General features: G+C 74.8%; 12 protein-coding genes and 1 riboswitch. Of the genes, 4 read left to right on the forward strand and 8 right to left on the reverse strand.

Going from position 1 to position 12121, the window contains the following annotated elements; all coding sequences use genetic code 11:
* The first annotated feature begins 138 nt into the window (after positions 1-138).
* A complete protein-coding gene (locus tag NPS70_RS07605) occupies positions 139-1347 on the forward strand; it encodes an isoafricanol synthase (RefSeq protein ID WP_256523286.1) in 1209 nt (402 codons plus the stop codon).
* Between the two features lie 48 nt (positions 1348-1395).
* Here NPS70_RS07605 and NPS70_RS07610 read toward each other — a convergent pair whose 3' ends face one another.
* Positions 1396-2988 carry a DUF445 domain-containing protein gene (locus tag NPS70_RS07610; protein ID WP_256523287.1) on the reverse strand — a complete coding sequence of 531 codons (1593 nt, stop codon included), beginning with the start codon at positions 2986-2988 and terminating at the stop codon, positions 1396-1398.
* Positions 2989-3099: 111 nt separating this feature from the next.
* On the opposite strand from NPS70_RS07610, the gene NPS70_RS07615 reads away from it, so the two are divergent.
* On the forward strand, positions 3100-4356 hold the full coding sequence (locus NPS70_RS07615; protein WP_256523288.1) for a GDSL-type esterase/lipase family protein: 1257 nt from the start codon (positions 3100-3102) through the stop codon (positions 4354-4356).
* Positions 4357-4402: 46 nt separating this feature from the next.
* Here the strand turns inward: NPS70_RS07615 and NPS70_RS07620 are convergent, their stop codons facing one another.
* The 4 genes from NPS70_RS07620 to NPS70_RS07635 are packed head-to-tail and all read right to left on the reverse strand — an operon-like array spanning position 4403 to position 7760.
* A complete protein-coding gene (locus tag NPS70_RS07620) occupies positions 4403-5104 on the reverse strand; it encodes a DUF1707 domain-containing protein (RefSeq protein WP_256523289.1) in 702 nt (233 codons plus the stop codon).
* Positions 5105-5117: 13 nt separating this feature from the next.
* Positions 5118-6080 carry an ATP-binding cassette domain-containing protein gene (locus NPS70_RS07625; RefSeq protein ID WP_256523290.1) on the reverse strand — a complete coding sequence of 321 codons (963 nt, stop codon included), beginning with the start codon at positions 6078-6080 and terminating at the stop codon, positions 5118-5120.
* A gap of 17 nt (positions 6081-6097) precedes the next feature.
* Complete coding sequence (locus NPS70_RS07630; RefSeq protein ID WP_374211953.1) at positions 6098-6967, reverse strand: ABC transporter permease; 870 nt, start codon at positions 6965-6967, stop codon at positions 6098-6100.
* A complete protein-coding gene (locus NPS70_RS07635; RefSeq protein WP_256523405.1) occupies positions 6960-7760 on the reverse strand; it encodes an ABC-2 family transporter protein in 801 nt (266 codons plus the stop codon). The genes NPS70_RS07630 and NPS70_RS07635 overlap by 8 nt, the downstream gene beginning before the upstream one ends.
* 179 nt (positions 7761-7939) lie before the next feature.
* Between NPS70_RS07635 and NPS70_RS07640 the strand changes: the two genes are divergently transcribed.
* The gene (locus NPS70_RS07640; RefSeq protein WP_256523291.1) at positions 7940-10222 is read left to right on the forward strand and encodes a transglycosylase domain-containing protein; all 2283 of its coding nucleotides are present in this window, start codon (positions 7940-7942) and stop codon (positions 10220-10222) included.
* Here NPS70_RS07640 and NPS70_RS07645 read toward each other — a convergent pair.
* The 3 genes from NPS70_RS07645 to NPS70_RS07655 form a co-directional block, all read right to left on the reverse strand.
* A complete protein-coding gene (locus NPS70_RS07645; RefSeq protein ID WP_256523292.1) occupies positions 10216-10536 on the reverse strand; it encodes a multidrug efflux SMR transporter in 321 nt (106 codons plus the stop codon). The two genes, NPS70_RS07640 and NPS70_RS07645, sit on opposite strands and share 7 nt — an antisense overlap.
* Positions 10537-10572: 36 nt before the next feature.
* Positions 10573-10640: riboswitch (guanidine-III (ykkC-III) riboswitch) on the reverse strand.
* A gap of 102 nt (positions 10641-10742) precedes the next feature.
* Positions 10743-11099, reverse strand: coding sequence for a co-chaperone GroES (locus tag NPS70_RS07650; RefSeq protein ID WP_256523293.1), 357 nt, complete (start codon positions 11097-11099; stop codon positions 10743-10745).
* 43 nt (positions 11100-11142) lie between these two features.
* Positions 11143-11463, reverse strand: a complete 321-nt coding sequence (locus NPS70_RS07655) for a DUF3618 domain-containing protein (RefSeq protein ID WP_256523294.1) — start codon at positions 11461-11463, stop codon at positions 11143-11145.
* Between the two features lie 141 nt (positions 11464-11604).
* On the opposite strand from NPS70_RS07655, the gene bcp reads away from it, so the two are divergent.
* Positions 11605-12072: a thioredoxin-dependent thiol peroxidase gene (bcp, locus tag NPS70_RS07660; protein ID WP_256523295.1), complete on the forward strand. Its 468-nt coding sequence runs from the start codon at positions 11605-11607 to the stop codon at positions 12070-12072.
* Positions 12073-12121 lie beyond the last annotated feature (49 nt).

The raw sequence follows: 12121 nt of genomic DNA on the forward strand, positions 1-12121 counted from the left end.
CAGGGGCGGACCGGTGGGGCCCTCCCACCGGAGGCGCGTCCCGCCCGGGATCACCGGAGGGGCGGCGGCGGACGCGGCGGACCGCACCACCGCCCGGTGGAGCGGCGCGAGAAGTCTGGGGGAGCGATGGCGAACGCGATGGACACCGAAAGCACCGCCGGTATCGGGGGCTCCGGAGGCACCCGCGGCACCCGCAAGGCCCTGACGGACCCGACGCGCCGGACGGCGGCCGTCAGGATCCCCTTCCCCGCGCGGCTGAGCCCGCACGCGGAGCGTGCCCGCCGCCACACCCTCACCTGGCTGCTGGAGACCGGCATGCTGGACGGCGACGCGGCGACGGCCGAGTACGACGCCCTCCGCCTGGAGCGGCTGATGGCCTACTTCTACCCCGACGCCAAGGCCACCGACCTGGAACTGGCCGCGGACTTCAACGCCTGGTTCTTCATCTTCGACGACCAGTTCGACGGCAGCCTGGGGCTGCGCCCGCGGGCCGTCGAGCGCCTGGTGGACCTGCTCGGCCGGACGATGGACCCCGCGGGCCGACTGCCCCGCCCTCGCCCGGAACCCGGCCGGGACGGCACCGAACCGCCCCTGGTGCGCGGCTTCCGGGACATCTGGCTGCGCTCCACCACCGGGGCACCGGCCTCATGGCGCCGGAGGTTCCGGCGCCACTGGCTCGCGTACATGGCGGCCCACCGGGACGAGGCGCTCAACCGCAGTGCGACGGTGCTGCCGGGGCTCGACCGGTTTCTCGAGGTCCGGCGGCACTCCATCGGGGTCCAGCCGTGCCTGGACTTCACGGAGCGGTGCGGAGGCTACGCCCTGCCCGACGCCCTCCACGGCGGCTCGCCCCTCCGGGAGATGCGGCAGATCACCTCCGACGTGGTGATATTCGTCAACGACATCGTCTCCCTGGTCAAGGAGCTGGCCGCGGGCGACGTGAACAACAGCGTCGTGGTCCTGCGCGAGGAGCTCGGCTGCACCCTGGACGAGGCGGTGGAGCAGATCGCCCGGCGCGCCAACACGTGCTGCGCGCGCTTCGCGGAGCTGGCCGCCACCCTCCCCGCGACGCTGGCCGCGGCGGGTGCCCCGGCCGAGCTCAGGGGGCATGTGGAGCACTACGTCGAGGGCATGGGGCACCTGATGGCGGGCAACCTGGCCTGGTCGCTGGCGACCTCCCGCTACGACGAGCAGGGCGTGGCGGCGGTGAGCGGGGGGCGGCAGCGGCCCTGGGCGCACCTGGTCGCGGAGCGCGACGGCGCGGCTCCGGACCCGGAGGGGGCGGCGGACGGGGACGCGGCGGCCGCCGGGGGGCGGGCCGGCGCCGCCCGGCGCGACGGGAGCTGAGCCCGGAGCGGGGCACCGGCCCGGCGGGAGCGGCGGCACCGGGGCCGGTCAGCCGCCCAGGGCGTGCGCCACGGTGTAGATCGCCAGCCCGGCCAGCGCTCCGACGACCGTGCCGTTGATCCGGATGAACTGGAGGTCCCGGCCGATGTGCGCCTCGATCTTGCGCGAGGTGTGCTCGGCGTCCCACCCGGCCACCGTCTCCGAGATCAGCGAGGTGATCTCGGAGCGGTAGGTGGTCACCACGTACACCGCCGCGTCCTCCACCCAGCCGTCGACCTTCGCCTGCAGCCGGGTGTCGGTGGCCAGCCGCGCGCCCAGCGACAGCAGCGAGGCCCGGGCGCGCAGGCGCAGCTCGCTGCGGTCGTCCTCCGCCGCCGAGATGACCATGGTCCGGACCGCGGACCAGGCCGAGGCGATGACGTCCTGCACCTCGGAGCGCGCGAGCAGCTCGGACTTCAGGTGCTCGACGCGCTCCCGCGTCCTCGTGTCGGACTGGAGGTCGGAGGCGAAGTCGGCGAGGAAGCGGTCGATGGCTCCCCGGGCGGGGTGGCCGGGCATGTCCCGCATCTCGGTGACGAAGCGGAGCAGCTCCCGGTAGACCCGCTCGCCGACCTTGCGGTCGACGAACCGGGGCGTCCAGCCCGGGGCACCTCCCTCGACGGCCCCCATGACGGAGTCCGCGTGCAGCACCAGCCAGTCGTGGGCCCGGGCGCAGACCAGGTCCACCGCGCGGTGGTGCGCCCCGTCGGCGACGACCTTCTGCAGGGTCCGGCCGACGCCGGGGGCGATCTCGACGGCCTCGGCCCGGCGGGTGACGGCCTCGCCGACCACGGCCTGGACGTCGGAGTCCCGCAGCACGGTGAGGGCCCCGCGCAGGGCGGTGGCCAGCTCGGCGGTGACCCGGTCCGCATGGGCGGGCTCGGAGAGCCAGCCGCCGAGGCGGGAGCCGATGCCGAGGGCGCCGAGGCGGGTGCGCACGACGTCCTCGGAGAGGAAGTTCTCCCCGACGAAGGAGCCCAGCGACGCACCGAGCTGGTCCTTCTTGTTCGGGATGATCGCGGTGTGCGGGATGGGCAGCCCCAGCGGGCGGCGGAAGAGCGCGGTGACGGCGAACCAGTCGGCGAGGGCGCCGACCATGCCCGCCTCGGCCGCGGCGGCGACGTACCCGGCCCAGGGGCCGGCACCCGCGTTCCGTGCCCAGGTGGCGAGGGCGAAGACCAGGGCCACGAACAGCAGCAGCCCGGTGGCCGTGGCCTTCATACGGCGCACGCCGCGGCGCTTCTCCTCGTCGGCGGCGGTGTAGGCGAAGCCGGGCAGGATCCGCGGCCGGGACCCGGCCGGGCCCGCCGTCCCGCTCCCCGCGGGGGCGGCGGCGACCGCGCCGGGAGCGGCCGGAGCCGCGGCCCGCGGCGGCGCGTCCTGCGGCCCGGCCCCGGAGGACTCCCGGGCCGCCTCCGCCGGGCCCGGGGAACCGCCACCGGGGCCCCGGGCCGTGCCGGTGCCGGGCCCCTCCGGTCCGGGCGAGGGCGCCACGGCGCCGGAGGGGCCCACGGCCCACGTGTGCGCCCCCGGCGGCCCGCCCGCCCCGGGCGCCTCCCCGGAACCGGCGCCGCCGGGATCGTCCCGTCCTGTGCGTTCCATGCGCTCCACCCGTCCGCGCGTACGTACCGTGGGGTCCCGTACGCATTGTCCCTCCCTGGAGGACTCCCGGGCGGCACGCCGAGTTCCCGGGTCGTGCCGGATGATGTGTGCATGGAGAAGCGACAGGGTCTTCCGGGCACGGCACGCCTCGCCGCGCTCCTCGCCGCCGTGGTCCTCATCGGCGCCGGTGCCCGTCTCGGCGCCGACACCCTGCGGCAGGGCCCGGCCCTGCGCACGTCCCCCGGCGCCGCGGCGGCATGGGTCGGCACCTGGACCGCGAGCCCCGTCGCCACGGCCGCCCCCGACGGCCCGGTCGGCTCCCCGGCCGGCCCCGGCGGACGCACCGTGCGCAACGTCCTCCACACCAGCATCGGCGGCACCGCCGCCCGGATCACCCTCTCCAACCTGTTCGGCACGGCACCGCTGGACGTCTCCTCCGTCACCCTCGCCGTGCGGGCCCCGGGCCGCGGCGCCGGGGCCGCCCTCGGCACGCTGCGCCCGGTCCCCTTCGCCGGGCGGCAGGCCGCGACCCTGGCCCCCGGCGGCATGCTGGTCAGCGACCCCGTCGCCTTCGGCGTCCCGCACGACGGCGACCTCCTGGTCAGCATCCACACACCGGCCGCCGCCGACGGCGCCACCACCCATCCCCGGGCCCACCAGACCTCCTACGTCGCCGAGGGCGACCGGACCCGCGACACCTCCGGGAGCGCCTTCACCTCCCGGACACCGTCCTGGCACCACGTGACCGCCGTCGACGTGCTGACCTCCGAGGCCCGCGGCGCGGTCGTCGCCGTCGGCGACTCCCTCACGGACGGCGCGGCCTCCACCCCGGGCGCCAACGCACGCTGGCCGGACCGCCTCTCCGACCGGCTGGGCGGCCGGTACGCCGTGCTGAACGCGGGCATCAGCGGCAACCGGCTCCTGACCGAGGGCCGCGGGCCCGGCACGCTCGACCGGCTCGACCGCGACGTCCTCGGCCGCTCCGGGGTGCGGACGGTGATCGTGGCGGTCGGCATCAACGACCTGCTCCGCTCGCCGCAGGCCCCGCCGGCGGCGGAGGTCGTCGCCGGCTACCGGCGGCTCGCCGACCGCGCCCGTGCACGCGGGCTGCGCGTGGTCGGCGCCACCCTCGCCCCCTGCGGGGGGTACCGGAACTGCTCGGCCGCGGTCCGGGCGGCCCGGACGGAGGTCAACGAAGCGGTACGCCGGGGCGGCATCTTCGACGCGGTGGCCGACTTCGACCGCGCACTGCGCGACCCCGGGGACCCGGAGCGGCTGGCGGCCGCCTACGACAGCGGCGACCACCTGCACCCCGGCGACGCGGGCTACGCGCGGATGAGCGAGGCGGTCGACCCGGAGGTCCTGTGACCGGGCCACCCGCCGAAGGCCGCCCGCGGGGACGGCCGCGCGCGCCTCAGCCGAGCTCCTTGCGCCCCTCGCGCTTCTCCAGCTTCTCCCGCCGCGCCCGCTCGGCCCGCTCCGCCCTCAGGCGCTGCTTCTCGGCACGGGTCGGCTTGCGCTCCACGGAGACCCCGCCCATCAGCGCGATCCCGCGGACCACGACCCGCGGGGCCTCCGGATCGGGCGCCCGGTCCGTGCGCCCCTCCTCGGCGAAGCCGCCCATCAGACCGATACCGGTCACCTCCACGTTGAGGTCGGGCGGCACGACCACCGCGACCCCGCCCATCACGGCGACGCAGGTGATGACCGTCTCCCTGGCCTCGAACCGGGCCTCGCGCAGATCGAGTTCGCCGCCGCCCATCACCGTCACCGCGTTGAACCCGCGGCCGATGGTCCAGGTGCCCCTGCGGCTGAAGCCGCCCCAGAACGCGAACGCGCCCTTCGACGTCGGCGGAAGCCCGATCCGCTCCCGCCAGCCGGAACGCACCGGCTGCGCCGCTTCGTAGGGGGCCGGGGAGGCCGCGCCGCCGGGAGCCGGGAGGTCGCGCACCAGCGGGGCCAGCTCACCGTGCGTACGCGCCCGGTACACCGCGTCCAGGCGCTGCTCGAACTCGTCCATGTCCAGACGCCCCTCGGCGACCGCGTCGCGCAACCGCTCCGCCACCCGCTCCCGCTCGGAGTCGGACGCACGCATCTCGGGGAGTTCGCTCGTCATACCGCCAGCCTAGTCAAGCAGAACGGCCCGCGTACATCCTCGCGATCACCGCCTCGATGTCCGGCTCCCGCACCGACAGGTCCACCAGCGGGTACCGCCGCGCCAGCTCCGCGACCAGCGGGGCCGCCGACCGCGCGGCGGGGAAGGCCAGCCACTGGCGCGGCCCCTCCACCCGCACCACCCGCACCCCCGCGAGCCCGACCGGCGCGAACTCCCGCTCCAGGTCCACCACGAGCATCCGCTCGCTCTCCCCCGCCTCGTGCAGGCCCCCGAGCGCCCCGTCGTAGACGACCCGGCCGTGGTCGATGACCACCACCCGCCCGCACAGCTGCTCGATGTCCGTCAGGTCGTGGGTGGTCAGCAGCACGGTCGTGCCGCGCTCCTCGTTCAGGTCCCGCAGGAAGCCGCGCACCCTCGCCTTGGACACCACGTCGAGCCCGATCGTCGGCTCGTCCAGGTACAGCACCTCCGGATCGTGCAGCAGCGCGGCGGCGATCTCCCCCCGCATCCGCTGACCCAGCGACAGCTGGCGCACCGGCACCTCCAGCAGAGGCGCCAGGTCCAGCAGTTCCACGCAGCGCTCCAGGTTCGCCCGGAACACCGCGTCGGGCACCCGGTACAGGCGGTGGATCAGCCGGTAGGAATCGCGCAGCGGAAGGTCCCACCACAGCGTCGAGCGCTGCCCGAACACCACGCCGATGCGCCGCGCGAGCCGGGTGCGCTCCCGCGAGGGGTCGATACCGGCGACCCGCACCCGCCCCGCGCTGGGCGTCAGGATGCCGGTGAGCATCTTCACCGTGGTCGACTTCCCCGCCCCGTTCGGCCCGATGTAGCCCACCACCTCCCCGCTCCGGACCGTGAAGCTGACCCCGTCCACCGCCCTGACCCGGTGCCTCTCCCGCCGCAACCGCCCCGCCCTGCGGCGCACGTCGAACACCTTCTCGACCGCGTCCACCTCGATGACGTCCACCCGCACACCCTTCCCTCGTCGACTCAGCTGCCCGTACTGCGGTACGCGCGCAGCCCCGCCCGCCACGCCAGCCCCGCCGCCGCCAGGGCCGCCGCCGCGACGAACGGGGGCAGCAGCGCGCACCAGGCGGGCAGCCCGATCGGGCTCTGCCTGCCCAGCACGTACATCGCAGGCACCCAGTTGACGAAGGCGAGCGGCACCACGAACGTCACCCCGCGCACCAGGTCCTTCGCGAAGATCGACGGCGGGTACTGCAACAGCGTGTTCCCTCCGTAGGTGAACGCGTTCTGCACCTCGGCCGCGTCCTGCGCGAAGAACTGGAACGCCGCCCCCGCCACGAACACCGCGGCGAACAGCGCCCCGCCGCACAGCACCATCAGCGGCACGGCCGCGACCCTCCCCGGCGTCCACTGCACCTCCACGGTCGCGAGCGCGTACCCCAGGACCAGCAGCCCCTGCACCACCCGCCCCAGGCGGCGCAGCGCGAAGCGGTCCGCCGCCACCTGCGCGAGCACCGGCACCGGACGCACCAGCAGCACGTCCAGCGTCCCGTCCCGCACCCGCCGGCCCAGCCGGTCCACCGACCCCAGCACCAGGTCCGCCAGCCCGAAGGCGGTGCTCGTCGTGCCGTACAGGAACGCCACCTCCGGCAGCGACCAGCCGCCCAGCGCCTCGACATGGGAGAACATCAGCAGGATCGCCACGAAGTCGAACGCCGTCGCCGCGAGGTTGCCGAACGCCGTCATCGCGAACGACAGCCGGTAGGCCATCGTCGAACGGACCCACATCCCGACGATCAGCCCGTACGCCCGCACCCCGTCCGCCGCCCGCACCCCGCGCCGCGGGACGCGGCCGCGCACCGGGGGACCGTCCTCCCGCACCGCCTCAGCCACCCTGCACCACCACCCGCCGCGTCGCCGCCGCCTGCACCAGCCGCCCCGCACCCAGCAGCACCACCGCCCACCCCGCCTGGAAGGCGTACGCCCCGGCCAGCTCCCACCCCGTGCGCTCCCCCAGCAGCACATCCGCCGGCACCTGCAGCAGCGACGACCACGGCAGCGCCCGCGCCACCTCCCCCAGCACCCCGGGGAACACGTTCAGCGGAAGCAGCATCCCCGAGAAGAACAGCCCCGCCAGCCAGCACATCTGCGCCACCCCCGCCCCGTCCAGCAGCCAGAACGCCGACAGCGCCACCAGGAAGCGGACGGCGAAGCCCACCACCACACCCAGCACCACCGACAGCAGGAACGCCGGCCACGTCCACCAGGAGGACGGCAGCGCCAGATCGAACGCCAGGGCCCCCACCAGCAGCGGCACCAGACCCCGACCCAGCAGATGGAACGCGGCCCGCCCCAGGTCGCACGCCAGCCACCACAGCTGCAGATCCGCCGGACGGTACAGGTCGACCGCGATGTCCCCCGTACGGATGCGCTCGATCAGCTCGTCCTCGACACCGCCGCCCATCAGGGCGCAGGCCATCAGCAGCGTCTGCCCCAGCCACACGAAGGTCACCGCCTGGGAGAGGTCGTAGCCTCCGAGCTGCGGCCGCTGCTCCCACAGGGCGATGTAGGCGTACGCCATGATGAAGCCGAACACCGTGTTGGTGAACACCCCGGCCGCCGTCGCCACCCGGTAGGTCGCATAGCGCCGGAACCCGCCCGCGGCGACCCGCGCATACAGCCGCACCACCCTGCCGCCCTCCGCCGCACTCGCCCGCCCGCCGGGCCCCGACCGGGCTCCCGGGGCCCACCCGCCCGCCACCGACCGGCAGACGCTAGTGGAGCCACTCCCGGGACGCGACCCCTTTTCCGTCCACCTGCGCCCGGATCCAGGGGATATGACAGGGAAAAGGGCACTATGTGCACATGAGTGACGAGTCGCAGCAGAGCCGGCCGCCCCGGGACGCGACCGCGCCCGGCCCCGTCCCGCCCGCTCCCGACGGGAAGCGCAGGCGCACCCCCCGCCGCAGGCGCACCGGCTGGCGCCGCGCCGTCCCCACCTGGCGCACCGTCCTCGGCACCGCACTGGCCACCGCGGCCCTCCTCACCGGCGCCTTCCTGGCCGGCTACCTCCTCATCGACATCCCCGCCGCCAACGCCACCGCCACCGCCCAGACCAACGTCTACCTCTACCGCGACGGCACCCGCCTCGCCCGCGACGGAGAGGTCAACCGCGAGAACATCCGCCTCTCCGACGTGCCCACCGGCGTCCAGCGGGCCGTCCTCGCCGCCGAGGACCGCGACTTCCACTCCGCGCCCGGCGTCGACCCCCAGGCCATGCTCCGCGCCGCCTGGAACACCGTCACCGGAAAGGGCCGCCAGTCCGGCTCCACCATCACCCAGCAGTACGTCAAGAACTACTACCTCGCCCAGGAGCAGACCCTCTCCCGCAAGGTCAAGGAGTTCTTCATCGCCGTCAAACTCGGCCGCGAGCGCAGCAAGGACGAGATCCTGGAGGGCTACCTCAACACCAGCTACTTCGGACGGGGCGCCTACGGCATCCAGGCCGCCGCCCACGCCTACTACGCCAAGGACGCCGCCGACCTCGACACCGCGGAGGGCGCCTACCTCGCCTCACTCCTCAACGCCCCCAGCCAGTACGACGTCGCCACCCACCCCCACAACCGCCCCGCCGCCCTGGCCCGCTGGCACTACGTCCTCGACGGCATGGTCGACGAACAGTGGCTCACCCCCGCCGCACGCCGGGCCATGCGCTTCCCCGCCCCCCGCGCCGCCGAACGCTCCCCCGGCCTGTCCGGCCAGCGCGGCTACCTCGTCGAGGCGGTGACCGAGCACCTCTCCCGCACCGGCGTCCTCGAACCCCGGCAGCTCGCCCGGGGCGGCTACCGCATCACCACCACCCTCGACCCCCGCCTGCAGAACGCCCTCGCCGAAGCCGTCGACGAGCACGTCACCCACCGCCTCGACGACACCCGCGAGGCCGACCGCACCGTCCGCGTCGGCGGAGCCTCGCTCGACCCCGGCACCGGCGAGCTCCTCGCCATGTACGGCGGCATCGACTACACCGAGCAGTTCGTCAACAACGCCACCCGCCGCGACTACCAGGTCGGCTCCACCTTCAAACCCTTCGTCTTCGCCTCGGCCGTCGAGAACTCCGCCACCACCCAGGACGGACGGCCCATCACCCCCAACACCGTCTACGACGGCACCTCCGCCCGCCCCGTACACGGCTGGCCCGGCACCCCCTACGCACCCGAGAACGAGGACGACGTCTCCTACGGACCCGTCACCGTCGGCCGCGCCACCGACGAGTCCGTCAACGCCGTCTACGCGCAGATGGCCGTCGACGTCGGCCCCGCCAACGTCCGCAGCACCGCCGTCGCCCTCGGACTCCCCCCGGCCACCCCCGACCTGACCGCCTCCCCCTCCATCGCCCTCGGCCCCGCCACCGCCAGCGTCCTCGACATGGCCGGCGCCTACGCCACCCTCGCCGCCCACGGCCGCCACCTCCCCCCGGCCCTCGTCCTCGGGATCAGCCGCAACGGCACCGAGATCGCCCTCCCCGAACGCCGCCCCCGCCGCGCCGTCTCCCGCGAGGCCGCCGACACCACCACCGCCGTCCTGCGCAACGTCGTCGACGGCGGCACCGGCGCCGCGGCCGGGACGGTCGGCCGCCCCGCCGCGGGCAAGACCGGCACCGCCGAGGAGGACCGCGCCGCCTGGTTCGCCGGCTACACCCCCGACCTCGTCACCGTCGTCGCCCTCCTCGGCCAGGACCCCGAGACCGGCGCCCAGACGCCCCTCTACGGCGCCCTCGGCGCCGCACGCGTCAACGGAGGAGGCCCGCCCGCCGAGATCTGGGCCGCCTACACCGCCGCCGCCCTCCAGGACAGCAGCCCCCTCGACTTCGACCTCACCGTCACCGAGGAACCGCGCCCCGAGCAGCCCCCCGCCCCAGAGGACGCCGCACCCTACGGCACACCGGACGCACCGGACGGCGACACCCCCGGCGGGGACACCCCCTACACCGACGGCACGGACCCGGCCCCCGGAGCCGGCGGCCCCCCTCGGCCCCTGCCCGCGACCGCGGCGCCCCCGGCCCCCGAGCACCCCGCACACCCGGCCCCGGCCGGGCCCGCGCAGGCACCCCAGGCCCCGCCCCACCCGGCACCCACCGGACCTCAGTGACCCGACGTCGCCTTCAGACCGACCACCGCCACCAGCAGCAGGCACACGAAGAAGATCCTGGCCGCCGTCACCGGCTCACCCAGCGCCACCATGCCGACCACCGCCGCACCCGCGGCCCCGATCCCCACCCACACGCCGTACGCCGTACCGATCGGCAGCGAACGCGCCGCATGCGACAGCAGCACCATGCTCGCGACGATCCCCCCGGCCGTGAACACACTCGGCCACAGACGGGTGAACCCCTCGGTGAACTTCATCCCGACCGACCAGCCCACCTCAAGCAGACCGGCGACCACCAGCAGCACCCAGGTCATGACGGACGGCACCTCCGAAAACGCGGAACGGACACGGGTGCGTCGTCTTTGCGGAAACCCGGTACGGCGCGTCTCGTCGGGATCCCGCCAACCTAGCAAACCGCACACGCAAAGGACCGGTGACCTCCGCCACCGGCCCCGGCCGCACCGCGACCCTCCCGCACCCCTCCCGGGGCCCTGCCACGCAGGCGCCCCGCGGGCACGCCCTACAGGTACAGCCCCGTCGAGTCCTCCGACCCCTGGAAGCGGTCCGCCGCCACCGCGTGCAGATCCCGCTCGCGCATCAGCACGTACGCCACACCGCGCACCTCGACCTCCGCCCGGTCCTCGGGGTCGTACAGCACCCGGTCACCCACCTCCACCGTGCGCACGTTCTGCCCGACCGCCACCACCTCGGCCCAGCCCAGCCGCCGGCCGACCGCCGCCGTCGCCGGGATCACGATGCCGCCGCTGGACCGCCGCTCCCCCTCGGGGATGTCGGTCCGCACGAGCACGCGGTCGTGCAGCATCCGGATCGGCAGCTTGTCGTGGTGGGTCGTCTGCTCATGGCTGTTGGCGCTCACGCGACAAAATTACCCGCCCGGACCCGCACGGCGCGCCGCAGGGTCACCCGCGGCGCCGTCGCGCCGACGCCGCCAGCAGCCCCACCACGCCCACGGCCACCATCGCCACCGGCACCACCCGCTCCAGCCGGGGGGCACCGTCCTCCCCGACGAACTTCTCCTTCACGCCCGAGAGCGTCCGGTTCACCGCCACGAAGGCACGCCCGGCCGTCTCGTCCACGGTCGACGCGACCTTCGCCTTCGCGTCGCCGATCACCGTCCTGGGGTGCACGCGCACACCGATCTCGTCGAGCATCTCGGCGAGCTGCTCGCGCCGGCGGACGATGTCCGCCTCGATCTGCGCAGGGGTCCTGGTATCCGACACCGCGCCGCCTCCGTGGTCGTGTCCGGTGGTCCTACATCGACTGGTCCTTCATCGACAGTCTGTCAGCTGTCCCCGTCCCGCACCCCACGGCACCCCCATTACGCTCGACGGCGTACACCCGCACGTCCTCCGAGGAGAACCATGAGCGAGCGCCTCCAGCCCGGCGACACGGCCCCCGCCTTCACGCTGCCCGACGCGGACGGAAACGAGGTCTCCCTCGCCGACCGCAAGGGCCGCAAGGTGATCGTCTACTTCTACCCGGCGGCGCTCACCCCGGGCTGCACCAAGCAGGCGTGCGACTTCACCGACAACCTCGACCTCCTTGCGGCCGCGGGCTACGACGTCATCGGCGTCTCCCCCGACAAGCCGGAGAAGCTGGCCGCCTTCCGCGAGAAGGAGAACCTCAGGGTCACCCTGGTCGGCGACCCCTCCAAGGAGGTCCTGGCCGCCTACGGGGCCTTCGGGGAGAAGAAGCTCTACGGCAAGACCGTCACCGGCGTGATCCGCTCCACCGTCGTCGTCGACGAGGAGGGCAGGGTCGAGCGCGCCCTGTACAACGTCAAGGCCACCGGGCACGTCGCGAAGATCATCAAGGACCTGGGCGTCTGACCCTGCCACCGGGCCGCCCCGCCCCGGCGTGACCTCCCCCGCCCCGGCT

Origin of the sequence: Streptomyces sp. C10-9-1 (genome assembly GCF_024497955.1) — a bacterium.
Classification (GTDB): domain Bacteria; phylum Actinomycetota; class Actinomycetes; order Streptomycetales; family Streptomycetaceae; genus Streptomyces; species Streptomyces sanyensis.